This window comes from Microcoleus sp. B4-C2 (assembly GCF_036705265.1).
Taxonomy (GTDB): Bacteria; Cyanobacteriota; Cyanobacteriia; order Cyanobacteriales; family Microcoleaceae; genus Microcoleus.
In genome coordinates this window covers 1-24877 of record NZ_JAUBUB010000093.1, presented here as the reverse complement: position 1 = coordinate 24877, position 24877 = coordinate 1, and the positions used below count along the sequence as shown (strand labels likewise).

Here is a 24877-nt window from a genome sequence, read left to right as displayed (position 1 = left end):
TTCAGATAGCACTCAGTTTTTTCGCTTCTGTGCTTTATTGCGTAAGCATCCCTATTTAAAAACTGTCCGGAGTATTGCTTTAATAGCTATTTTGTTATACTTCTAAAGTAAGGATTCAGGTCTAAAAACTTGCGGCTCCAACGCTTGTCTGGCAAGGGTTTTAGGGCAAAATAAGGGTTTTTGTCTTTCGTGGTTAATTGTCAATAAACGAGGAGAAGTGACAGTTTTTCGTGGCTTATTGAGAATAGAGATTGATTTAGTATCAAGCTCCATATCTAAAGTCTTTGCCCAGCAAGGAGTTCAGTGACCTGAATCCTTACCTTCTAAAATCATTATTTACTTAATTAAAAATGGTTTCAACTCAAGACCTATTTTCCCAAACAACTTGCTACATTAATGGTCACCCAAAAAACGGAGAAGTTTTAGCTGTAGCCACCTATGTACATTGTCGCCGAATATGTTTTCAATTTGAAGGGGAAAACCGAGGAACATGGATTCCAGAATCAGTATTCGTAGGAGAAGAAATAGCACCAACACCCGCACCAACACCCGCACCAACACCCGCACCAACACCCGCACCAACACCCGCACCAACACCCGCACCAACACCCACACCCGCACCAACACCCGCACCATCGCCGACAAATACAACATCATCGCCACAACCCAGCGAACAAATTCTTCAGATAAATACTGAAGTCAATGCTAATCCTCAACTACGACAACTGAAGCAAGAATCTAATTCAAATGCTTGGAATAGTCTAGTTAATTGGATTGGTGAATCTGTTTGTGAAATTAATTTTGCTGCATCTGAAGCGTCTGTTAAAAGGCTAAAGCACAGCTACCGAGACAAATCTCCCTATGAAATTGCTCATGTTCTTATCGTTCAAAAATCCTTACAAGCGGCGGGAGTGGATTTAGTTAGAGGAATTCCGCGAGCAGAAGCTGTCATCAGGGGGATAGCTAAGTACGATTTACCAGAAATCTCCAAACTCTCGGCAGAAATGGTTTATCAGATTGCCAATATTTATGGATTTAACTTACAAGAACCCGAACGAAAAATTGAAGCTTTAACAGCCTTTGGTGCAGCTTTTTTGGGAGAAAGAGCTATTGAGGCAGGTATAGACTGGCTAGAGTATGGAATGATTCCCAGTAAAATAATAAGTGCTGCTGCTAAAGCCCTCATGATTTATGCAGTAGGCCATGCTGCTTGTATGTTCTACGAAGCTAAACTTAATCAACATATTAATCCATTAACTTCGCCAACAGTTATAAATAAAATTAGGGAACAAAGTCAACATTATTTAGATAACGCTACTTCCGAAGAAGAAATCCTTGCTCTGATTTCTCGCGAAATCAATACGGTTTTGACTATAGACTATACTAGACTCAGTAGTTTACTAAAAGCGGGAGAATGGAAAAAAGCAGACCAAGAAACCTGTGACATCATAGTAAAGATAGCTAACCGTGATTTTGAGGGAAATCTGAGAATATTGCCCCGTGATGATTTACACACTATTAATCAACTTTGGTCACAGAATAGTAATGGACATTTTGGTTTTAAGGCGCAAAAACAAATTTATTCGGATGTGTCAAAAAAAGTAGGGGATTTTGGAGAAAAGATTGGCTGGAGAAGAGACCCAGGTATATTTGGTGGAATTTTTGCTTGGAAGTCTTATGGAGCGTTAACATTTAACCTAAATAATGCTCCTAAAGGACATTTACCAGCTTTCCCTTTAGATATGCCTTGGTGGTATCACAAAGGTGAAACAACTAGAGATTTTGCCCAATCGATTTTAGAGAGAAACGATTGGTAAAGATTGATAAAGAAAGCTGCATATTTCACGGAATAAGTTTCTACCAATATGCAGCTTTCTTGTCTGTGTTTATTTCCCCACTCGTCATTATTCAAGCAATGACTTAACGTAAGTGTTTCCCCGCCTATCCGTTTATAGAACCCATTTGAGATCTTTTAGGCAATCGCTTCGGGGTAAATCTCCTCCAAGGCTTTAGTCAGTTTCTCAGGGTGATAGCCGTTATCAAGCAAACATGATCAAGGTCGTCCACTGCGGTTTTTTTTGACTTGTTCGCGCACCTTACCTTGCCATGCAAGGCTGTCTCAATCCGCTCGATTGAGCCATCCTCACACCAGTTTTGGTAATGCCAGAAGACCGTTGAATATGGCGGTATATCTTTGGGTAAGTCCGCCCAATTACAACCATTTTTGAGCTGATAAAATATGCCATTGAGGAGTTGTCGCTTTGTCCACACTGGCGGTAGAGTTTTCTTCTTCTGCGACAGTAACGGCTCGATAATTTCCCACTCTTTGTCTGTCAAATCGCTTGAATATCTCATTAATATCCCTGGGATACTGGCATTACCTCAACTTTGTCGATTCTACTCGATCGCCCGTGATCTGTCGATCGCCCGTGATCTGTCGATCGCCCGTTGTCTGTTGATCGTCAAAAGATTTCAAATGGGTTCTATAAAAATTCATGGGCAAGTTAGGAAAACTGGTAGAACAATTTTTAGCAAATCCACCAGAAGTGCGGTTTGACGATGTGTGCTATATCCTAACTGCTTTTGGGTTTGAAGAAAAGCGCTCGAAAGGAAGTCACCATTCTTTCCGAAATGCCGATGGATTAAAGATTACAGTCCCTAAAAAGGGCGGTCAGAAGGTAAAAGGAGTCTACGTCAGGCAAATTGTGGCATTATTGAAGTTAGAGGAATGGAGCGATGAATCAGAAGATGAAAGTCAAGCTTAAATCCCTAGATTATTACTTGAGCCTGAAATATCCTATCAATTTTTATCCAGAACCTGAAGGTTATACAGCTATAATTAAAGACCTTCCTGGCTGTATGTCTCAGGGTGAAACTTTGTCCGAAGCGATGGAGAATATTCAGGAAGCGAGGGAATTGTGGATAGAGACTGCTTATGACTGCGGCGATGAGATTCCTTTACCTGCAACGGAGGTTGAGTATAGCGGAAGTCTATCTTTACAGATTCCTAAATCTCTACATTTGAGTTTAGCAGAAAAAGCGGAAAGGGAAGGAGTTAGTCTTGACCAGTACATTCTGGTTGTGTTAAGTAAAGCAGGTTAAAAGATAATCAGATAAGGACGATCGAGTTTGAGGGAGGGTTAAAGGGCGATTCCCTGCGGGATAGCTTCGCTTCACGCTCTTTTATTTTTTTATGAACCGCTGATGCAGGCAGATTAACGCAGATTAACGCGGATGAAGAGTGCGATCGTACTTTTGAATCAATTCGCTTTGGGGTAGCTTCACTCGCGCGGACTTTTACCCAACTTTTCCAGAATTTCAGGCCACGCGCCCGTAACACAATTCAGCAAGCGCCGCCTATAATCGAAACTAGCCCAACTCTCATCAATTGAGCAACCGCCATGAGTCCAGACAAGGAACAAATTAGCTATTCAGAGAAAACAGAACGTCTCAGAGTTATCGGTCAGTTTATCAAAACTGTGACACCGATGATTTGGACGATCGTAATTCTCGTAGTCATCATTCCCCTATTAGGTAACTTTCTAATTTCCCAGTCACTAACAAATACCGGAACCACAGCAGTTGTAGTCTCGCCGCCACACGATTTTAGCAAAGTCAACCAAGACATTAAAAACGCCATCCAAAAATCCCATATAACAGCCGAAACTTTCGCCTCAAAAGAATTGGACAAATGGGAAAGCGAAGTAATTGCAAGAGTTGACAATAGTTTCCTCGATTGGTACTTTGATTACTTCACTCAAAAAAAGATGGAGTTTACCGTACCTTTTAATTTCGTGAAATCTGCCGTCCTCAACAGATTTGATATGACAGCAGCATCTCGTGCTGTTTCCGAAAAATTAACCGAAGATTTTCAAAGAGAATTTGCTAACCGGGTGCTGGTTCCCAAAAACGCTCAACTGCGATTTCAATTAATCACTCAAGATACTGCTAATTTGTACATATCAGAAGTTAGCAAAAATGTGAAAGTAGTTCAAAACAATTATAATATACCGCAAGTACAGTGGGACAAATATCTGAACGATATTGCCACCACAATTAGCGACAAAGGAAACGTCTCGAATTTATCATTAAAAGTATTAGTTGGCGGTAGCGGCTACTTAATTGCTAAACCCTTAATTTTGGGAGTAGCAGCTAAAGTTGGTAGTAAAGTTACCGCAAAAGTTGCCAGCAAAGCCGCCGCCAAGGTAGCCACAAAAACAGGCGGTACAGTTGCTAGTCAGTTGGGAGTAAGTTTAATCGATCCGATTGTCGGCATCGGAATTATCATTTGGGATTTGTGGGATTACAATCACACAGTCAAAGTAGAAAGACCGATTTTGCGGGAACATATTGTAGAATACTTGAAAGATGTCAAAAAGTCCCTCCTCACAAATCCTGAAAGCGGAATCATGGCTGCAATTTATCAGTTGGAAAGTGGCATTTTGAAGTCACTTTAATCATTTAAATCGCATCTGAATGATGTGTGTAAATCCCCGAAAAGTGGTAAGTCCACTGCAAGAAGGAAAGGGGGGAGACCAGCAGTTAGTGCCAGCAGCGGGCGCTCCGACTCGCTACTGTGCGCGATCGAACACCCGACTGTGGGCGATCGCGCTCATGTAGCAAAAAAAGATAAAAAAATGAATATTAAATGAGGCAAAAAAAGAGAGTATGTTGGGACAAAAAGAAGAGTTGCAAAACTTTATTTTCCCTATATATATCGCGTCATCGAAGATAAAACAAGGTTTTCGACTCATATTACACGGATTAAGTTGTCACCCTTTTAAAAAAATTAGCTGTTGATTATGACTTGTGGCATTTACAGCATAAGAATTTAAAATCTCCGATTGACAGAGGTAGAGTTCGGGGGGGAGTGCGTTTTACCGATGAATCTCTACGGCGAGGTTTGTAGGGATTTTCGGAAGTATTTGACGGAGTTGTTTTAGTTCAAAAAGGCATAACTTCTCAGCCGGAAGTTTTGTCAGGTTGGTCGAAATTGCGACAAGAAATCGAACTGTTGATGAAATAGTCGAAAATCAAGGATCGAGTCGGCAGTTGGGAGCGCCCGCTGAGACTAAAATCAAGTAAATTTGCAAGTATTGGTCGATCGACCCCTCCTTACTCGACTATATTTGGATTCAAGGTTTGCTATACTCCAGAAATATACACATATTAACCTTTGGAAAATCAATAGGCCGGAGCTATGACATCCTATGCAACCTCTACAGCAAGAGCCGAGATGAGTGAGATCCGGCGCTTGAAAAACATACTGCCCCCAGAACTCCAAAGTTGGGTAACAGTAGAAAAAACAATAGAAGTTAATCCTACTCTGATCCGCAGCGAAGAAATAGGCAAAGACCAGGTAGAAATCCAAATAGACCTGATCCGCTGGGAACAGCTAGCAATGGATCAGCGCAACCTCCTATTTTGGCACGAAGTCGCTAGAATCCAAAACGACACCATTCCCAGAGACGGTTGGGAAATGGCAGCCCTCGCCATTGGTTTAGGCGGCGCTGTCGGCGAACTTTGGGTGCAAGACGGCTTGCTGCTGTTACTAGCCCTATCCCTGTGCGGCGTCTCCGGCTGGAGACTTTACCAAAAAAACAACGGAGAGAAAAGTTTAAAAGAAGCAATAGACGCCGACGAAAAAGCCCTCGCCCTAGCCACCCGCTTCGGCTACACTCTCCCAAACGCCTACAAAAGCCTCGGCAGCGCCTTAAAAACCTTAATCGAACAAACCTCCAAAAAACAGCAGCGGGCTAAATACGAAGCTCGTCTCCAGGCCCTCAAACGCAACGCAGCCAAAGCCAAAGCCAAAGTCAAACCCATCACCCGCGAAACCTCTCAGTCAGAAAACGTCTACAATTCTTAAGCTCATCCCCCCGACGCTTGTTACGGGGGTTTTCCAGTTAACCGTTAACTGTTGACTTCTGTGTTAGCTGTTAACTGTTAACTGCGATGGCTATCCGGTGCAAGACACGCACCAAAATGATTAACGACAAGATTAATCGGCCTGAATCCACAAAAATCTTGATTCCGATGTCAAAGTTTGGCCTCGACGGTGTTCAAAAATCTTTAGGCCAAAACTGGCACTGGTAGACTCAAGTCTATTTTTGCCTTTGATATCATTCTCGGTGGGCGAGTTGGCAGGCATTTTTGTAAAGTTTGTATAAAGCTAGCCTTTTGTTAACCATAATATTTGGTAAAGGTGGAGCTGCTAGGACAGAATAGGCTAAAGACATCAGCTTGAAATTTGAAACCAGGACTTCATGGTCAGTCAAACCCCAGAGGCAGATTTTCGGGTAACGTACTCGGACGAGATTCCCTCAGTTCACATACCCGTGCGCTTGAGCGTACTTGAAGCCGTAAACTTCAAGACAACCTGTCAGCAACTTTTTTCGGGCAGCACCGTTCCCAGCAAGATTGTCCTAGACTTCAGTCAGACGACATTCATCGACAGTAGCGGGATAGGTGCTTTAGTCAGCAATCTGAAATTTGCCAAACAGCGAGAGAGTGACTTGGTGCTCCGAAGCCTCAAGCCGCAGGTGATGGCAGTATTTGCTCTCACCAGCCTAGATCAAGTGCTGACGATCGAGCAGCCCTCTCCAACCTCAACTCCCACAGAGACCAAGCCCTCGGACAATCAGCTACCGATGACCCACCCTTCAGTGCAATCGTGGGTGAAGCGGCTGATAGATATCGTTGGGGCAATCGTCGGTTTGATAATTACAGGAATTTTGCTCTTACCCATAGCTGCAGCCATCACTATCAACGATCCAGGCCCGATATTTTTCGGTCAAACCCGCTGTGGCTGGATGGGCAGACAATTTCGGATTTGGAAATTTCGATCGATGTGTACCAACGCCGAAGCTATGAAAGCCCAAATCAAAAACCAGGCTTCTGGCGCATTTTTCAAAAATGACAACGACCCGCGGATTACTAAAGTCGGGCGCATCTTACGCAAAACCAGCCTCGATGAACTGCCGCAGTTTTGGAACGTGCTCAAAGGCGAAATGAGTCTAGTCGGCACCAGACCGCCTACCCCAGACGAAGTTGAGCGCTACGAAGTCCCTCAGTGGCAGCGTTTGGATGTCAAACCCGGGATGACAGGGGAATGGCAAGTCAACGGTCGCTCTCAAGTCCGCGATTTTGAAGATGTCATCCGTTTAGATTTAAAATACCAACAAAACTGGAGCCTGGTGTATGACCTCAAACTAATTGTCAAAACTGTAACAGTCCTGTTTAACAAAAATAGTGGCGCTGTGTAGGAACCCTCAACAACCCACCGCTGAACTTTGAGGTGGTGTTGCCGACGGGGGGCGGGAACTCGAACTCGATACTTAGTCAAGCAGACGATCGCTAGCGATACCTACGTTAGCATTAAGTGTTAAAATTCACACGCCCAGAAAATGCACAGCTAGTTGCCAGCTCTGCAATCAGAGCATTAATAATTAGCAATTGACGAGTTCGAGTCATACTCGAATGATCCCAGCATGATTTTCGAGGACGAGAAGAACTCACCTGTGTTTAGAAAAGTAGCGACTGCTAACACAGTCGAAGCTTAAATCACTGCCTCCCAAGCTGACTCGGAAATTTTCCCTATTTAAACGCCCTACCGAGGCGGGTTACAGTATCGGAAGTCTCTCATTTGCTGTGCGAGTAAATGGTGCGAAAGGAATGCTCACCTTGAGGCAAAACGGGCTTCTTCAACTCAAGCTTGACTTAACTAATATGTTGCCAAGACCTTGCCCTCCTTTTTCTCTCCCTCCGGCGCTGAGTACAGCGGTGGTGGGGGCCGACCTGGGGGAAGAAAGATGAAAGACAAGCAACCAAAGGCCGAGTGGCACCTGCAGGTTGAAACAGACCTGAATGCTTTAACATCCGTTTTGGAATGGTTGGAGAATATCGTTTTGCCCATGATACCAGCGGATTTTTGGTGGCAGTGCCGACTGATAATCAACGAAGGCTTTACAAACGCTGTCCGCCACGCTCACCAGAACTTGCCCTCCACAACGCCCATAGACATTGAGGTAAAAGTGTTTGCCGATTACTTAGAAATTAGGATTTGGGACAGGGGTCAACCCTTCAACTTAGAAGCAAAGCTGCACTCGATTATGCAAGAGCAGCGCGATCCTTTGGACAGAGAAGGAGAAAGGGGACTGGTGTTCATGTACAAGCTCACAGACGACCTTCGGTATATCCGTACCGACGATCGCCGCAACTGCCTGGTAATGCGAAAAAACATTAGCTGAGGGCGCGATACCCGCCCGGTAAGGGCGGCTTCTTTCGCAAGCAGTGGAAGATCCCTTCGCTCCCTATTGTCCTACCTGGAACCCAACCACATCGTCTGCAATTCTGCGGGTGCAGGCTCGATGCACGCGACTGGAGGACAATTTGCTTCAAAATAAATATTATGCGTATTCTAATTTATTCCTATAACTACTATCCAGAGCCGATCGGCATTGCCCCCCTGATGACAGAACTAGCGCAAGGCTTAGTCAAGCGCGGCCACCAAGTTCGAGTCGTCACAGGAATGCCCAACTATCCGCAGCGCCGGATTTATCCGCAATATGAGGGCAAATTTTACCTCACCGAAGAACACAACGGCGTCACAATTCAGCGCAGCTATCTGCGCGTCAATGGCCCCCACCCCAGCCTCCTAGACCGACTTGTGCTAGACGGCAGTTTTGTAGTCTCCAGCGCCGTCCAAGCCTTCAGAGGCTGGCGTCCCGACGTGATTTTCTCGACAATGCCCCCTTTACCGATTTGCGTCCCAGTCGCCTTTTACGGCTGGATTCGCGCTTGCCCGATCGTCCTCAACGTTCAGGATATCGTCTCAGAAGCAGCCGTGCGCGTCGGCTTGGTCAAAAAAAACGGACTGCTAGTTGGCATTGCTGACGCCTTAGAAAAATTTGCCTACAACACAGCCAGCCAAGTCAGCGTCATCGACAGCGGTTTTGTCAAAAAATTGCACTCTCAGGGAGTACCCCCGGAAAAAATAGTTTGCGTTCCCAATTGGGTTGATGTCAATTTCATTCGGCCCTTACCCAAGGAAAGTAACTCATTTCGAGAAACTCACAAACTCAAGGGCAAATTTGTCGTTCTCTATGCTGGCAATATTGCCCTAACTCAAGGCTTGCAAACAGTTGTCCAAGCAGCGGCTCGTTTGAAACACATAACCGAAATTGCTTTTGTAATTGTGGGGGAATCAACAGCACTGGCGCGCTTGCAACAAGATTGCGAAACTTACAAAGCTAATAATGTAATGTTGCTACCATTTGAACCGCGAGAAAAATTGCCGGAATTGTTAGCTGCTGCTGATGTTAGTTTAGTCGTACAAAAGCGTCGCGTTACTAACTTCAATATGCCTTCAAAAATTCAAGTAATTCTCGCCAGTGGTCGGGCAATTTTGGCGTCGGTTCCCGAAACTGGTACGGCCCAGAAAGCAGTGCAGCAAAGCGGTGGCGGGGTGGTGGTAGCGCCGGAAGATCCGCAGGCTTTGGCTGAGGCTGTTGAGGATTTGTACCTGCACCCCGCTAAGGTGGATGCCTTGGGCGAGCAAGGCAGAAATTATGCTGTAGAGAATTACGGATTTGAGGAAGCTTTGAATCATTATGAAGCTTTATTTGCGGCGGTGGCAGCGAGTCATGGTGAGAAAATATTGGAGCCTTTGCCGAAATGATCGCTAGGGGCGATCGCTCCGGTAAATGAAATCGATCCAGTTGACAAGATAAAATTAGTAAGATGGGTGTAGAATAGCAACTTAGGAATGAAAAATCAATAAATTGATGAGTTATCGGTTATAATGAATATAATAAAAAAAGTGTGAGATTACAATTTTCACTCCTAGACAGATAGACTCACAACAGATTTTTCTACTTAACTATTCTAATTAACTTTTAAACTCATGTTTTATTTAATTCAATTGACTCATAAATGATAAAATTTTATAAATCATTATCAGAAAAGGATAAAATAAGGTATGCAGCTTTCTTAAACTCAAAAATTAGGGTGGGGTGGAATTAGCTATGTAATGCAACTTGTGGGATGCAGTCGAAATACCCTCATCAAGGGATTGGAAGATTTAGAAAAAATGGACGAACCGACACTCAATAGTTCCAGGATCAGAAAGAAAGGAGGGGGAAGAAAAAGTATTCTGTCTACTCAAATAGGCATTGAGGCAGCCTTTTTATAACTTTTAAAAAATTCACAGCCGGATACCCGATGAATGAATGAATGAATGAATCAAATAAACTAATTTGACGCATAAAGAAATAGCTTCTGGATTACGGGCGGCAGGTTTTACCATTAGTCTCCCCTTAGTTGCCAAACTCTTAAAAAAGCATGGGTATGTGAAACGAAAAGCTCAAAAAAAACAAACAATAGAAATCAATCAAAATCGGGACGATCAATTTAAAAAAATTGCTAGACTTCATGCAGAGTATAGAGAAGCCAGCAATCCTATCCAACCGTTTTGATACCAAAAAGAAAGAAATTTCAAGAACTTTGTATCGTCTGGGAACTCTTTATACAAAGGAACCTGTCACTACTTTCGCTCATGATTTTTGGAGTTTAGGTCACGGCAAAGTAATTCCCCAGGGAATTTATGATTGTTAATAAAATCGAGGATAGATAACATTAATAAATAGTAAAGATACCAGTTAATTAGCCTGTGACTATTTAAAAAACTGGTAGGAAAATTATGGTAAAGCTACCTAAGCTGTGGAGCATTTAAACCAGTAACGAGGCTTGTATGGTGCGTCAATAGATTTTAGATTTTAGATGAAAGAATTGACCCCACGTATAAATGCGGGGGGGTGAGGGTTTTCGATTTGAGATTTTGGATTGATTCCACGGATAAATCACGTGGCGGGTACCATAAAAAAATTCGTTGTCAGGAGTGAACACTTACGCGCTTATGCGGGAAACACTTCTGTAATGACGCACCTTACCTGGAGCGTTAATGGTTTAAATGCTCCACAGCTTAGGAATGAGAATTAAATAACTACCACTCTTGAAAGTGGGATGGGCGTCCCGCCCATCCCACAATAACAATTAAAATTGTAAGTTATTTAATTCCCGATCCTTACGTCTAAATACAATCAAGAAATAATATCGATTTTTTACTCATATTGCCAAGGATTGTAAAGGAGTAATTATTACAATTCAATAATTAGTAAAAGCTCTCGTGTAAAAAAATAAAAATGGAATATCTGCTGTAGAGGTAAATATTTTTAATAAATTAGATCAAACTGGTCGAAAGGCGGCTGATGATTTGTCAAATACAATGCAAATTATTTTCGAGTAATATTGGTCAAAATGGAATTATCGAGCCGTTCCCCAACCGGAGTAATTCATTAAGTTATTTATTTTTCATGCCCGATCGGCAGAGTATTGATCGAGACCTTTACCAAAGGAATTTTGGAAAAGCATGGGCTCAGTCAAAACATCACTATTTTTTCATACTGCGATACTCATCGTTTCAGATACAGCATATTCTGTGGTTCATAAAGTACATTGCCAGCTATATTGTGTGGTGTTAATCCTCCGGGTGCGGATCTGCTTCATATTTGATAAAACTTGCAGATTGACGGGTATCCGCACCTTACACGGGCTAGAAAATTGTGTGTACTACATATACATAGAATATGCTGTAAATAAGGTGGACGATATGCCCAACTAGAAAATGCAACTGTGTCCTCAGAACCTTTGGGTGGAGGCAAACAAATGCCAAACGGACACGCACCATTATTCCGATTTGTCGATCGCTCCCAAAGACGAGTCCGATGAATTGGCTCAGACTTCGCCTCTTCTGGATCGTGAATCCATAACAATTCCAACATTGCGTTATGGAAAAAGAAACAGCGATTGGCTGTACCTTGTCCGCGATGAATGCGAGATGAACCCTCAACTAAACCGAAGGATGATAAACGATTAGCTTCCGAAGCACCAATATCAGTAAGGATGAAAAGATGGTCGAATTCAAATGTCATAGCATTATTCATCGAATTGCTCGATCGCTCAAATAATTTTAACCCTCTGTGATGGCTTTCCTTCCGATCGCCGCGCTGATGCTGCACTGCGTACTGACCAAAGTCCCAAACCTCAACTCAGTCAATCTTTCCCAATCTAAAATCTAAAATCTAAAATCTAAAATCTAAAATCGATAGTCCCAAACCTCAACTCAGTAAATATTCCCCAATCTAAAATCTAAAATCTAAAATCTAAAATCGCTCGCCCCAACCTTTCCCAAGCTTCAAGTTACAACCAGATTGAGGAACCATCCGCCCGCATCCAGCAGTCTCAACATCCAGTTAGCGACAATTCTGCTAGAGTCAGGTCATCATCCCGTGCATCTTGTAGAGACGCGATTCGCAGCCTCTGCCCCCAAAGCAGTAAAATCCCATCACATTGTCACCTGCCACCCGATCGGCAGTAAGTTAAAAATTAAGGTAGTTTGAAAATAATCGCCCAAAGTTGAAAGAAGCCTTGACATCTGACCTAAACTCTCTAACTTAGACCCTCTAGCTGCGCTGCCATCCATATTTAAAAGATGCCATGTCAACCTTAGTCATCGTCGAATCTCCTACCAAAGCCCGCACCATCCGCAACTTCCTGCCCTCCACGTACCGTGTAGAGGCATCGATGGGCCATGTCCGCGACCTACCATCCTCCGCCGAAGAAATACCAGAAGCCGTTAAAGGAGAAAAATGGGCGCAACTGGGCGTAAACGTGGAAGCAGACTTTGAACCCCTCTACGTCATCCCCAAAGATAAAAAGAAAATTGTTAAAGAACTCAAAGACGCCCTCAAAGACGCCACAGAACTGATTCTAGCCACTGACGAAGACCGGGAAGGCGAAAGCATTTCCTGGCATTTGCTGCAAATCCTCAAACCCAAAGTGCCCATCAAGCGGATGGTGTTTCACGAAATCACCCGCGAAGCTATCCGCGATGCTTTGACTCACTGCCGCGATATCGACAATCGAGTTGTACAAGCCCAAGAAACTCGCCGAATTCTCGACAGACTCGTCGGTTACACACTCTCTCCGCTACTGTGGAAAAAAATCGCTTGGGGTTTGTCCGCCGGTAGAGTGCAGTCAGTCGCTGTACGCCTGTTGGTGCGCCGGGAACGCGAACGCCGCGCTTTCCGCCAAGGTAGCTACTGGGATTTAAAAGCTTTTTTGGAAAAGGGCAAAATTTCCTTTGATGCCAAACTCGTGACTGTCGGCAATGTAAAAGTTGCAAACGGCAGCGATTTTGATGAAAATACCGGGCAAATTATCGCAGGCCGCCGCGTACTTTTGCTGAACGAAGAACAGGCGCGGGCTTTACTCTCACGCATTCAAAACAAACCTTGGACTGTCGGGAATATTGAAGAACGACCAGTCACCCGGAAACCCTCGCCACCGTTTACGACCTCGACTTTGCAGCAGGAAGCTAACCGCAAACTGAGGCTGGGTGCGCGGGAAACAATGCGAATTGCCCAAAGCCTCTACGAACGCGGTTTTATCACCTATATGCGGACGGATTCGGTGCATTTGTCCGAACAGGCGATCGAAGCGGCGCGCAGTTGCGTACAAGAACTTTACGGCAGCGAATACCTCAGCCCCCAACCGCGCAAATATACGACGAAAAGCAAAGGCGCCCAGGAAGCCCACGAAGCTATCCGTCCCGCTGGCAGCACTTTTCGGACTCCGCAGCAAACTGGATTGGATGGGATTGATTTCCGCCTCTATGATTTGATTTGGAAGCGGACTGTGGCTTCTCAAATGGCCGATTCCCGCCAAACTCACGTCACTGTATTAACTCAGGTAGAAGATGCCGGTTTCCGTTCCAGCGGCAAACGCATTGATTTTCCAGGCTTTTTGCGGGCCTACGTGGAAGGTTCCGACGATCCGAATGCGGCGTTGGAAGACCAAGAGGTGATTTTGCCGGCGCTGAAGGTGGGGGATAAACCTAATTGTAAGGATTTAGAGGCAGTTGGCCACGAAACTCAACCTCCCGCCCGCTACACGGAAGCTTCTCTGGTCAAAATGCTGGAAAGCGAAGGTGTGGGCCGTCCGAGTACCTATGCGAGTATTATCGGTACAATTGTCGATCGGGGATATGCGAAATTAATAGCTAACGCCCTAATTCCGACATTCACCGCTTTCGCCGTCACGACTTTATTGGAAACACATTTTCCCGATTTAGTAGACACTGGTTTTACTTCCCGAATGGAACAAACCCTCGATGAAATTGCCACCGGCGAGGCGAAATGGCTGCCGTATTTGCAAAAGTTTTATACAGGGGAAACCGGACTCGCAACCCAAGTTAAAGAACAGGAAAGTCAGATTGATGCGAAAGTTGCCCGAACTGTGGTATTGGAGAATATTTCTGCTAAAGTCTGCATCGGCAAATTCGGCGCATACCTGGAATCTGAAAGCGAAGAAGGCCTGGTAAAAGCATCGATTCCGCAAGATTTGACGCCGGCAGATTTAGACCCGGAACAGGTGGAGTTTCTGTTAAAGCAAAAAATGGAAGGCCCGGAAAAATTGGGTCTTCACCCGGAAACCGGGGAACCGATTTATGTGCTGATTGGCAGTTATGGGCCATACGTTCAGTTAGGGGATGTTTCGGAAACGAACAAGAAACCGAAGCGGGCTTCTTTACCGAAGGGGACGGATAAGGATAGCGTGACGGTGGATATGGCGGTGAGTTTGTTGACTTTACCCCGGTTGTTGGGAACTCACCCGGAGACGGGGGCGAAGGTGCAAGCTAATTTGGGGATGTACGGGCCTTATGTGGTGCATGACCAGGGTAAGGTGGGGAAAGATTATCGATCGATCAAACCGCCGGATGATGTTTTGACGATCGAGCTCGATCGGGCTTTAGAGTTATTATCGCAGCCGAAAGCCGCCCGCGGCCGCAGCAAATCAGCCACACCTTTGAAGGAATTGGGCGCGCATCCAGAGTCGGGAGAATTGATCAATGTTTACGACGGCCGTTATGGGCCCTACGTCAAACACGGCGATATCAATGCTTCTTTGGCTAAGGATGAATCTGTGGAGAATTTCACCTTACAAAAAGCACTGGATTTGTTAGCAGCGAAGGAAGCAGCGGGCGGCGGAAAATCTAGCAGCAAGTCTAAGAAGTCAACTAAGACTGCGGCGGCGAAATCGGAGACTGCAACGAAGAAGACTGCGGCGAAGAAAACCACTGCTAAAAAGACGGAGACTGGGGCGAAGAAAACCACGACTAAGAAGGCGACGACTGCGACTGCGACTAAGAAGAAGACAACTTGAATTTAGTTTAGTTTTCACTGATCGAGAAACCCGGACGGTGTAGGGGCGGTGCGACCCCTACTCCCCGTGCCGCCCGGTTTTTTTGTTGGTAAAATACTGCACAAATTTAGGTTTGTAGTAAGGACTTCAGTCCTTAAAATTCGGCTTGAGTATAGTAGGGCATAAGGTCTCTTGAATTCAATTAAGATATGGACGGCGGCCCTGAGCGATAGACACGAATCACTTTTTTCGTCAATGTCTCAGCAGTAGATATTGCATCATTAATATTAGCAGTCAGTCTAGCAATATCGTCATCTCGCGTGCAGGCAATAATACCACAGTGGTCAGGTTGCAGCTTGTGCAGTTGAAAGAAATCCCGTCGGTTGACGGTCAAAACAGCCCGATTTTCAATGATGGCAAATGCTAATACATCCTCATCCGGTAGTCCAGCATTTCCTGCTTCTTGAACAGTCATGACATCATGCCCCAAAGACCGCAGGTTTTGCACGACTTGCCGCGGAAATTGTTCGTCTGCGTAGAGACACGCCATAGGTTTATTTGATATTTTCAGGTGTATCTAATATTTCGTCAGCCTCATCTTGCAGTCTAATTGCTTCCTCAATTTCGTCAGGATAAGCTTCAGCATAAGCCCAAACATTTACCAAATCAGCAGCACTGAGATGGGGATAGCAGTCTAGGATAAAAGCATCGGTAGCGCCGTCATTGCGATAGCTTGCGAGCAACCAAACGGGAATGCGAGTATTGTCAATACAAGCATCGCCGCCCATCACGCCGGGAGTTTTTGTAATAGAGCGTCCCCTGTTTTTGAGACTCTGGGTTAAGATGCTGATTGCCTCAGCTTTCTCCCTTAGCGTTAAGGCCTTGAGTTGCGCTTCTAATTCTGGGATTGTCATAGAGCTTATTTGATTTATGAATTATGTATGTATTTTATATTGTAGGGCGATATCCCTATTAGTTAGGTTTGTTGCAAAACGTTGTGAATTAATTCTGCTGCTAGTTCTAGCTTATCGCGGTGAGTGAGGGCTTCCATGTCAACGGTGACTGCTGAGTGGCGCTTGGGTGCGGGTGTGGCTGGGGGTGCCGCGGGCAATTGCAGAGTTTCGTAGAAATAATCGATTCATCATTCTAGGTGTTGGTGGAGGTAAGGAGGTAACAAAATTGATGGGCGATCGCCATTTTTCCCAATCCCGGACAAAAGAGCGATCGCACTTTTTTCAACATCTCGATGAAAGTGCGATCGCTCTATTTTGCATAATTTGCACTGACGAGCGTATTAATTTCAGTTAAATCAGTCAGTTTTATATCATTTGTGCGTTCGATCGCACCACCCACCCTATCTCTGACCTCGCGCTGGTCTAAAATCTCCTCAGTCGCCAAAAAGGCCATATGTGCGATCGACCATTTGTGACCCTCAAACCTTTTAAGGAGAAATGTCTGTTGGCGGATGCCATCCAGCACTAACCCACTGACGCCTGACAGTAACAGCAATATGATTGTTTAGTTGTAGTGCTGTTACTGTTGCGCGACCGCAATCTGTAAGTCCAATAATTTCTGTAGCGTCTTCACTCCAAGCAAAATTTTGTGACCATTGTTGAGTGCGCGGATTAAACAACTTAACGTGCTTTTGCGTGACCGGATCTAATGCGTCAGTTTGGGTTCCTTTGTAATTATTGCACAGACTACAAGCCAGCCAGAGATTTTCTTCCTCGTCAGTACCGCCAATCGCTTTAGGAATAATATGGTCAATTTCCAATATTCCCAGGACATACATTTGTAAACTGCGACAATAACCGCACCGATTTTGAGCTTGTGCGCGAACTCTGGCTCTAACTTGTTCGGAAATCGCCATTTTCCTTATCCTTTTAATGGTTCCAGCAAGCCGCGCCGCACAGCTTCATTTAAGGCTTGAGCTTGTCGCAATAGTCGAGTTTCATATATGTGGATTAAGCCCTGCAATTCAGCCAGTTCTACAGATGCGATCGTACCGGATTGTTGGCGGTCTAGCAATTCACTCAATCGTTGTTCTTGGACTGGTTGCAGCCGGAGTTGAGTCTGAGTTATTACTTCTGAATCAGACAGTGCTGATACTGGTTTAGCGGTTGGTAAGAGAAAATTTTCCAGAGTTTCTACTAGAATCTCACTCACGGTGCGGTGGCGTTGCAGCGCTAGCAATTCTGCTTGGTGATAGACTTCATCTGGCAGATTTAGGGTGATTTGGGCGGTCATAGGTGCAAAGCTATGAAACTAATATTTATATTATGCCATATTTTACTTGGAGTATTAGACATCTGCCCAAAAGAAATGAAGAAGGAACTCGCTTGCTAAAAATACGGCGACAGCGACAAAGAAGAAAACTAAGTGAAATTAGTTGAGTTTTCACACATCCAGAAACCCGGCTTATTAAAAAAACCGAGTTTCTTTATTTATAAAATACTAGACAAGCTGGCAAAAATAGGTTTGTACTTCCGTCCTTAAAATTCTCTTCTCTTCCTTTGTGTCATAAACGTCTGCGCGGTTCGATCGCCCCTATTTTTTTTTAGACATCTCAACTCCAACTCTTGTCAAGCCTACCTTTTGGGCTTACTTGTCACCCGTCAGCAAAATCATCCTATTTACTTATTGACAATTGCTCCTCTCTGTTAAATTGTCATGAATCGAACATATAAGGTTAAAAATTGTATCGTAAGCAACAGAAAGTACCCAATCTTTTATGTAGGGCTCTACAATGGACAAAAGAAACAAGATTAAGAGGCGCGATCGCTATGGGTATCAATGAAAATCTAGACTGGGAAGAAGCATTTGAGTACCGAGCGGGCTTAACAGTGGAGTTGAAGTCCCAGCCAGGTGTTTTCGATACGATCGCTTACTATGAAGTGATGATGGTACCGCCCATCTGGTTAGAAAATGACCCCCGTCCCCGCTATCCTCACGAACTGCGAGTGGTTTCCCACCAGCCAACTGTGTCCAATGTTTGCCGGATTTCAGAGTGCCCTGTTTTAGTCGCCTCCTAAGTTTTTTCAGCGGGAAATATCGGCGATGGCATTTAGCCAGCAATCAAACCGATGCAGTGATTTTCGGATTGAGATTGCTTGAGTTTACTTTGTGGCGATCGCTTAAGATATAGATTGCGCCGAGAGTGCGATCGACTCGAATCACTTGACCTGTTAATGTTTCAAGTGACGAAATAGTCTGATTAATGTTACCAGCCCTTCTAGTTAAATCATCTCTCCCCTACAGACAATGTATTCCACCACCATCGGACTGTAAGCTGTGCAGTGTGATAAAATAACAGCGATTTTGAGTTAAAACAGCTCGATTTTCACTGACTGCAAAAGCTAACACTTCTTCGTGCGGATTTTTTGGTTATCTTTTCCGGCTTTTTGCAGTGTCAGAATATTGTGAATGATAGGGCGCAGCAATTCTCCAACATCTCTGGGAAATTGTTCGTCACCATAAAGAAGCGCCATCATCTTAATCCTCTTTTCTCTGAAAAAGCTGCCGCATAAGCCCAGGCATTTGCTAAATCAGTAGCTGTTAGTGTGGGATAGTTATCCAAGAGTTTGGATTGGTTGATAGCCAGGGGGCGAAAACTCACCAGCATTAAAACACGAAGACGGCGCTTTTTGATACAAGCCTCACCGCCACACACACCGAGAGTTTTGCTAATTCATTGTTAGGTGTTAGCTCAGTTTTGGGTTAATAATTAGATAATTTTAGCTTGATTTTTTGGCGTTAAGCCTAGGAGTTCTGCTTCTAATTGTTTGAGTGTCATAGAAGCTATTTGATTTATGAATTCTGTATGTCTTTGCTATTAGACGCAATTCCTTTCTATCTGCTATCTTCCTCAGCGCCCTCAGCGCCTCTGCGGTTCATTTAAAAAAAGCCCGTTCACAAATTCAATAGCATTGCTATATCTTTTTAACTTCTTGATAAATCTCTAAATTATAAAAATTGCTCACCCTTTTACCCTGAGCTTAAACGAACAGAAAAAACTTTAAGATAAAAAAAGTCATACCATTTTAGATTTTAAATTTTAGATTGGGAATGACTGAGGACATAAAACTTTGGATTTTGCCTACAGTTGCATTTTTTTTGAATAACTGGTATTAGCCATCAGCAGGCACAAACTAAAATCAACTTCAGGTATAAATCATGATGACTTCTACCTTGAGAAGCATATTTTTCGGGACTTGCACAACTTCTCCCACCCGCGGCAGCACATACGCATCAGGTGCCCAGTGAACACTCTCCGCAAGCTCTTGTGTAAATCCTATTTTATATTACTGAATTCCTTGATCCCCGCAAATCTCTATCTTTATTACCTCGATATTGTGCGATGTTTAGCTATAAATTAACATTAATTTAAACTTTGATGGAGACATAAACGAGCTATAATTCAATAGTTTTCGTGGAAGACATGGAGTTTAAATACAAAATGTCACAGATAACCAATTAATATCGATCGCACTTGACGATCGCACTTTACAAAACAACCAAAACTCAGGAGTCAATCGCTGATGATGCTAGGAACAACCGAGATCCCGCAATTAAAGCCGCTTTCCGACTCAGAACTACACAAAATGAACGCCTACTGGCGGGCGGCAAACTACCTATCCGTCGGACAAATCTATCTCCTCGACAACCCCCTACTCAAAGAACCCCTCAAAATCGAACACGTCAAACCGAGACTCCTCGGACATTGGGGCACTACTCCAGGTTTAAACTTCATCTACGTTCACCTCAACCGCCTGATCAAAGCCCAAGACCTCAACACCATCTACATCGCAGGCCCTGGACACGGCGGGCCGGGCTTGGTCGCCAACACCTATCTCGAAGGCACTTACAGCGAATATTACTCGAACATTTCCGAAGATGAAGAGGGTATCAAACGGCTGTTCAAACAGTTCTCCTTTCCCGGCGGTATCCCCAGCCACGTCGCCCCGGAAACCCCCGGTTCGATTCACGAAGGGGGCGAACTCGGCTACGCCCTAGTCCACGCTTACGGGGCAGTCTTCGACAATCCCGATTTGATTGTGGCGGCCGTTGTCGGTGACGGGGAAGCCGAAAGCGGCCCGCTAGCTGCTAGCTGGCACTCTAACAAGTTTCTCAACCCAGTTCGCGACGGGGCTGTGTTGCCGATTTTGCACTTGAATGGCTACAAAATTGCCAATCCAACTCTGTTGGCCCGCATTCCGCAGGAGGAATTGGAAAGTTTGATGGTCGGTTACGGCTACAAACCTTATTGGGTGGAAGGTTCAGACCCGGAAACCATGCACCAGTTGATGGCTGCAACTCTCGATACTGCGATCGGCGAAATTAAGGCGATTCAGGAAAAAGCCCGGACGGAGGGCTATTCCGGCCGTCCCCAGTGGCCGATGATTGTAATGAAAACTCCCAAAGGCTGGACGGGGCCGAAGGAAGTAGACGGTAAGAAAACAGAGGATTATTGGCGATCGCACCAAGTCCCACTTTCGGAAATGGCTTCTAAGCCGGGACACGTCCAACTCCTCGAAGATTGGATGAAAAGCTATAAGCCGGAAGAACTCTTCGACGAAAAGGGCAAGTTAATTCCAGAATTAGCAGAACTCGCACCCAAGGGAGCTCGACGCATGGGGGCAAATCCCCACGCTAACGGCGGCCTGCTGCTGCGAGACTTGAAAATGCCGAAATTTGAAGACTACGCCGTTGACGTGCAAAAACCGGGCACTGTAATGGCAGAAGCAACCCGCGTTTCCGGCCGCTTCCTGCGAGACGTGATGACACTGAATCAAGAGAACGCCAATTTCCGCATTGTCGGGCCTGACGAGACGGCCTCAAATCGCCTCGATCCGGTGTTTGAAGTGACGAACCGGGTGTGGGCGGGGGAAATTTTGCCCGAAGACGACCACATCTCCCCCGATGGCCGGGTGATGGAAGTCCTCAGCGAACATCTATGTCAGGGATGGCTGGAAGGCTATTTGCTGACGGGACGCCACGGCTTTTTCTCCTGCTACGAGGCGTTTATTCACATCATCGATTCGATGTTCAACCAACACGCCAAGTGGTTGAAAACTACTCGTCACATTCCTTGGCGCCGACCGATCGCCTCTCTGAATTACTTACTAACTTCTCACGTTTGGCGACAAGACCACAATGGTTTTTCTCACCAAGATCCGGGTTTTATCGACCACGTAATTAACAAGAAAGCGGAAGTGGTGCGGATTTATTTGCCGCCCGATGCGAATACTTTGCTGTCAGTAACGGATCACTGTCTCCGCAGTCGCCACTATGTCAACGTGATTATTGCAGGGAAGCAGCCGGCATTGCAGTATTTGGATATGGATTCTGCGATTAAACACTGTACCGCCGGCATCGGCATTTGGGAGTGGGCTAGTAACGATAAAGGCGGCGAACCCGATGTGGTGATGGCTTGCGCGGGTGATGTTCCGACGCTGGAAACTTTGGCTGCAGTTGACATTCTCCGCCGAGATTATCCCGATTTAAAAGTGCGGGTGGTGAATGTGGTGGATTTGATGACGCTGCAACCTGCTAGCGAACATCCCCACGGTTTGTCTGACAAGGATTTTGATACTTTGTTCACGAAAGATAAGCCGGTGATTTTTGCTTTTCACGGCTATCCTTGGCTGATTCACCGCTTGACTTATCGCCGGACAAATCACCCGAATATTCACGTTCGGGGTTACAAGGAAGAGGGAACGACTACGACGCCGTTTGATATGGTGGTGATTAATGACCTCGATCGATTCCATTTAGTTGGAGATGTACTCGATCGCGTTCCAAAACTGATTTCTGTCGCAGCTTACGGCAAACAAGCTATCCGTGACAAGCTGATCGAACACAGGCACTATATCAACGAACACGGCGATGATATGCCGGAAATCCGCGACTGGAAGTGGCCGCACGCGGGCCCGGTTTCGCCGGAAGCGCCGAAGGAAACGAAAGATCCGACAACGACTGGAGATCAAACCGTGCGATCGGGTGCACCGGGCTAGGGATATTCTGGGTAGGGACACGGCATTGCCGTGTCCGGCACAGCGATCGGGGATTAGGAAACGGCAGTGCCGTGTCCCTACAGGCGATATTCCTCTGCGGTTCGTTCAATAAAAGTCTCTTTCAACTATCAAATAAAATTGGTATATATGAGCTTAAAAATCTACTTTCTGCGACACGGTGAAACTACTTACAGCCAAACAGGTGGCTTCTGCGGCGCTATCGATCCAGAATTAACAGCAGAAGGTGTTCAAATGGCAGCACAATTTGCCGCAACTTACGCGAAATTGCCTTGGGATGCTGTTTATGTCAGTCCGATGAAACGCACAATTGCTACTGCAAAACCTTTGTGCGATGCTGTGGGAATTGAAATGCAAGTCCGCGACGGACTGAGGGAAATTAAGTACGGTGAGTGGGAAGGCAAAACAGTAGAAGAGGTCAAAAAAGAATACGAAGAAGATTATATTAATTGGCTGACTGAACCTGCTTGGAATGCACCAAACGGCGGCGAAACTTCGGTGCAAATTGCCAGTAGAGCTTCCTTAGTTATTGCAGAAATTGAGGAAAAATATAAGAATGGAAATGTGTTGGTTGTCTCGCACAAAGCAACTATTAGAATTATTCTGTGCAGTCTGTTGGGGATTGATTTGGGACGTTATCGCGATCGCATTGCCGCCTTAGCAGCTTCTGTCAGTATTGTCAAGTTTGACGTTCGCGGCCCGTTGCTGGAGGTTTTGGGCGATCGATCGTACATGGATGAAACTCTGCGGAATTTACCCGGTACTTGAAATTGCGGGTAGGGTGCGCGCACTGCCTACCCTAAATTCTGCAACTAAATCGCGCCTATGTTAGACAATCCTAAAATAGCACCTGCTCCCAAAATATGACCAAATGCCATAGTTCCCACAACTGCACCCAAACTCAAACCGCCGAACATATTGGATGAGGGCATTGCTGGGCCTGTGTGAGGCTTTTGGATGGTTGATTTGCCGATCGCAATAGCTAAAATATTGCAAAGAATCATAATCAAACCGATTGTAGGGCTCCACTCTACGGTTCTGGGGGCAACGGCAAGTAAAATTGGTGTAAACATCGATCGGCTCCTTAAACTTTAGTCAATGAAAATCTGCATAGAAGATATATCAAAAAAATGCAACTGTTAGCTACACATTGCATTAACAGTTAATTTTTCGACATTTTTCTTAATAATTTTCCCCGGATCTCAAGATTTCTTAGTCTGTGCAGGCGGACGAAAGTTTGACAAGACGCGATTGCAATCGCCTAGCGATCGAAAGAACGAATCAACAGGACATAATCAAGCATGAAAATACTGGTGTTAAATGCGGGTTCTAGCAGTCAAAAGAGCTGTCTTTACGACTTAAACGATGTCCTGCCCGATCGACCTTTGCAACCCCTCTGGGAGGCTCAAATTGATTGGACTCACCAGCAGGGTATAGCAGAGTTGAAAGTCAAAACAGCAAAAGGCGATCGGCTTGAAGAGGAATTTGCATCCGAGTCTCGCAAAGATGCTATTTCTCGAATGCTGGAGAGTCTTTGGAAGGGAAAAACTCAAACAATTAATGATTTAAACGAGATTGATATTGTCGGCCACCGCGTCGTACACGGCGGACAAGAATATCAGCAAAGTACGTTAATTTCGCCGGATGTTAAACAGGCGATCGCCCGTTTATCGGTTTTCGCCCCTGTCCACAATCCGGTTAACCTCGAAGGTATCGAAGCGATTGAAAAAATCCTCGGAAATGTGCCGCAAGTAGCAGTATTTGATACAGCTTTTCACGCACAATTGCCGCCCGCCGCCTTTGTTTATCCCGGCCCCTATGAATGGCTGGAAAATGGGATTCGGCGCTACGGTTTTCACGGGATTAGCCATCAATATTGCGCGCGTCGGGCCGCCGACATTCTGGGTCAAGATTTGGCAGATTTGCGGTTGATTAGCTGTCATTTGGGCAACGGATGTTCTCTGGCAGCCATTCGTGGTGGCTGGAGTGTTGACACGACGATGGGATTTACGCCTTTGGAAGGTTTGATGATGGGAAGTCGATCGGGTTCGATCGATCCAGGCATTCTCATTCATCTGTTAAAACAATCCGATTTTACTGCTGAGAAACTTGATGGTATTCTCAATCGAAATTCAGGTTTAAAAGGGATTTCAGGGGTGTCTAGCGATCTGCGGCAGATAGGAGATGCGATCGCCCAAGGTAATCAGAGAGCTCAACTCGCTTTGGATATTTACATCCACCGTTTGCGTGCCGGAATTGGTGCCATGCTGGCGAGTTTAGGAGGGTTGGATGCTTTAATTTTTACGGCGGGAGTTGGGGAAAATTCTGCTCTTGTACGGGCTGCCGCTTGCGAAGCTTTTGGATTTATCGGGTTAAAATTGGATGGGGATAAAAATCAACAGTCACCGATCGATCAAGATATTGCAGCAGTGGATTCAGCCGTAAAAATTTTGGTAATTCACACACAGGAGGATTGGGAGATTGCGCGAGAATGCTGGAAACTTTCTCACTAAGGAATGAGAATTAAATAACTTCCACTCTTGAAAGTGGGATGGGCGTCCCGCCCGTCCTTTTTGGACGGGCGG

24 protein-coding genes are annotated in these 24877 nt (G+C 45.2%); 15 read left to right on the top strand and 9 right to left on the bottom strand.

What is annotated here, in order from left to right; translation table 11 throughout:
* Positions 1 to 350: 350 nt before the first annotated feature.
* Positions 351 to 1817: a GUN4 domain-containing protein gene (locus QUB20_RS22790; RefSeq protein WP_333249708.1), complete on the top strand. Its 1467-nt coding sequence runs from the start codon at positions 351 to 353 to the stop codon at positions 1815 to 1817.
* A 196-nt stretch (positions 1818 to 2013) separates the two neighbouring features.
* Here QUB20_RS22790 and QUB20_RS28770 read toward each other — a convergent pair whose 3' ends face one another.
* A complete protein-coding gene (locus tag QUB20_RS28770) occupies positions 2014 to 2355 on the bottom strand; it encodes a transposase (protein WP_445299426.1) in 342 nt (113 codons plus the stop codon).
* A gap of 140 nt (positions 2356 to 2495) precedes the next feature.
* Here QUB20_RS28770 and QUB20_RS22785 point away from each other — a divergent pair, with 140 nt between their 5' ends.
* From QUB20_RS22785 to topA, 9 genes are all read left to right on the top strand, one after another.
* On the top strand, positions 2496 to 2765 hold the full coding sequence (locus QUB20_RS22785; protein WP_333084657.1) for a type II toxin-antitoxin system HicA family toxin: 270 nt from the start codon (positions 2496 to 2498) through the stop codon (positions 2763 to 2765).
* Positions 2737 to 3102: a type II toxin-antitoxin system HicB family antitoxin gene (locus QUB20_RS22780; protein WP_333086369.1), complete on the top strand. Its 366-nt coding sequence runs from the start codon at positions 2737 to 2739 to the stop codon at positions 3100 to 3102. The genes QUB20_RS22785 and QUB20_RS22780 overlap by 29 nt, the downstream gene beginning before the upstream one ends.
* Positions 3103 to 3401: 299 nt before the next feature.
* Positions 3402 to 4457, top strand: coding sequence for a hypothetical protein (locus QUB20_RS22775; RefSeq protein ID WP_333249706.1), 1056 nt, complete (start codon positions 3402 to 3404; stop codon positions 4455 to 4457).
* Positions 4458 to 5200: 743 nt separating this feature from the next.
* A complete protein-coding gene (locus QUB20_RS22770; RefSeq protein WP_333056576.1) occupies positions 5201 to 5869 on the top strand; it encodes a DUF3318 domain-containing protein in 669 nt (222 codons plus the stop codon).
* A gap of 397 nt (positions 5870 to 6266) precedes the next feature.
* Complete coding sequence (locus tag QUB20_RS22765) at positions 6267 to 7265, top strand: sugar transferase (protein WP_333249704.1); 999 nt, start codon at positions 6267 to 6269, stop codon at positions 7263 to 7265.
* Between the two features lie 546 nt (positions 7266 to 7811).
* Positions 7812 to 8249 carry an ATP-binding protein gene (locus QUB20_RS22760; RefSeq protein WP_333056578.1) on the top strand — a complete coding sequence of 146 codons (438 nt, stop codon included), beginning with the start codon at positions 7812 to 7814 and terminating at the stop codon, positions 8247 to 8249.
* Positions 8250 to 8410: 161 nt separating this feature from the next.
* A complete protein-coding gene (locus QUB20_RS22755; protein ID WP_333211975.1) occupies positions 8411 to 9679 on the top strand; it encodes a WcaI family glycosyltransferase in 1269 nt (422 codons plus the stop codon).
* A 577-nt stretch (positions 9680 to 10256) separates the two neighbouring features.
* Positions 10257 to 10475 carry an ISAzo13-like element transposase-related protein gene (locus QUB20_RS22750; protein WP_333249702.1) on the top strand — a complete coding sequence of 73 codons (219 nt, stop codon included), beginning with the start codon at positions 10257 to 10259 and terminating at the stop codon, positions 10473 to 10475.
* A gap of 2080 nt (positions 10476 to 12555) precedes the next feature.
* Positions 12556 to 15282: a type I DNA topoisomerase gene (gene topA / locus QUB20_RS22745; RefSeq protein WP_333249700.1), complete on the top strand. Its 2727-nt coding sequence runs from the start codon at positions 12556 to 12558 to the stop codon at positions 15280 to 15282.
* Positions 15283 to 15463: 181 nt separating this feature from the next.
* On the opposite strand, the gene QUB20_RS22740 is transcribed toward topA, so the two are convergent.
* The 3 genes from QUB20_RS22740 to QUB20_RS22730 form a co-directional block, all read right to left on the bottom strand.
* A complete protein-coding gene (locus tag QUB20_RS22740; RefSeq protein ID WP_333249698.1) occupies positions 15464 to 15811 on the bottom strand; it encodes a DUF5615 family PIN-like protein in 348 nt (115 codons plus the stop codon).
* A 4-nt stretch (positions 15812 to 15815) separates the two neighbouring features.
* The gene (locus QUB20_RS22735) at positions 15816 to 16175 is read right to left on the bottom strand and encodes a DUF433 domain-containing protein (protein ID WP_333056588.1); all 360 of its coding nucleotides are present in this window, start codon (positions 16173 to 16175) and stop codon (positions 15816 to 15818) included.
* 62 nt (positions 16176 to 16237) lie between these two features.
* Positions 16238 to 16372, bottom strand: coding sequence for a hypothetical protein (locus QUB20_RS22730; RefSeq protein ID WP_333249695.1), 135 nt, complete (start codon positions 16370 to 16372; stop codon positions 16238 to 16240).
* A 68-nt stretch (positions 16373 to 16440) separates the two neighbouring features.
* On the opposite strand from QUB20_RS22730, the gene QUB20_RS22725 reads away from it, so the two are divergent.
* Positions 16441 to 16569 carry a hypothetical protein gene (locus tag QUB20_RS22725; RefSeq protein WP_333291664.1) on the top strand — a complete coding sequence of 43 codons (129 nt, stop codon included), beginning with the start codon at positions 16441 to 16443 and terminating at the stop codon, positions 16567 to 16569.
* Between the two features lie 133 nt (positions 16570 to 16702).
* Here QUB20_RS22725 and QUB20_RS22720 read toward each other — a convergent pair whose 3' ends face one another.
* Positions 16703 to 17131 (bottom strand): HNH endonuclease signature motif containing protein, encoded by a 429-nt coding sequence (locus QUB20_RS22720; RefSeq protein ID WP_333249693.1) that lies wholly within the window; start codon positions 17129 to 17131, stop codon positions 16703 to 16705.
* 5 nt (positions 17132 to 17136) lie between these two features.
* Entirely contained in the window at positions 17137 to 17508 is a 372-nt protein-coding gene (locus QUB20_RS22715; protein WP_333249691.1) for a hypothetical protein, read from the bottom strand.
* 536 nt (positions 17509 to 18044) lie between these two features.
* Here QUB20_RS22715 and QUB20_RS22710 point away from each other — a divergent pair.
* Positions 18045 to 18293 carry a hypothetical protein gene (locus QUB20_RS22710; protein WP_333056597.1) on the top strand — a complete coding sequence of 83 codons (249 nt, stop codon included), beginning with the start codon at positions 18045 to 18047 and terminating at the stop codon, positions 18291 to 18293.
* Between the two features lie 324 nt (positions 18294 to 18617).
* On the opposite strand, the gene QUB20_RS22705 is transcribed toward QUB20_RS22710, so the two are convergent.
* The gene (locus QUB20_RS22705) at positions 18618 to 18752 is read right to left on the bottom strand and encodes a hypothetical protein (protein ID WP_333249689.1); all 135 of its coding nucleotides are present in this window, start codon (positions 18750 to 18752) and stop codon (positions 18618 to 18620) included.
* Entirely contained in the window at positions 18749 to 18949 is a 201-nt protein-coding gene (locus QUB20_RS22700; RefSeq protein WP_333249711.1) for a DUF433 domain-containing protein, read from the bottom strand. Before QUB20_RS22700 ends, QUB20_RS22705 begins: the two co-directional genes overlap by 4 nt.
* 850 nt (positions 18950 to 19799) lie before the next feature.
* On the opposite strand from QUB20_RS22700, the gene QUB20_RS22695 reads away from it, so the two are divergent.
* Both QUB20_RS22695 and QUB20_RS22690 read left to right on the top strand, forming a co-directional pair.
* Positions 19800 to 22274 (top strand): phosphoketolase family protein, encoded by a 2475-nt coding sequence (locus tag QUB20_RS22695; RefSeq protein WP_333249687.1) that lies wholly within the window; start codon positions 19800 to 19802, stop codon positions 22272 to 22274.
* 147 nt (positions 22275 to 22421) lie between these two features.
* A complete protein-coding gene (locus QUB20_RS22690) occupies positions 22422 to 23060 on the top strand; it encodes a histidine phosphatase family protein (RefSeq protein ID WP_333249686.1) in 639 nt (212 codons plus the stop codon).
* Between the two features lie 44 nt (positions 23061 to 23104).
* On the opposite strand, the gene psaK is transcribed toward QUB20_RS22690, so the two are convergent.
* The gene (psaK, locus tag QUB20_RS22685) at positions 23105 to 23365 is read right to left on the bottom strand and encodes a photosystem I reaction center subunit PsaK (protein WP_333249684.1); all 261 of its coding nucleotides are present in this window, start codon (positions 23363 to 23365) and stop codon (positions 23105 to 23107) included.
* 228 nt (positions 23366 to 23593) lie between these two features.
* Between psaK and QUB20_RS22680 the strand changes: the two genes are divergently transcribed.
* Positions 23594 to 24805 (top strand): acetate kinase, encoded by a 1212-nt coding sequence (locus QUB20_RS22680; protein ID WP_333249682.1) that lies wholly within the window; start codon positions 23594 to 23596, stop codon positions 24803 to 24805.
* Positions 24806 to 24877 lie beyond the last annotated feature (72 nt).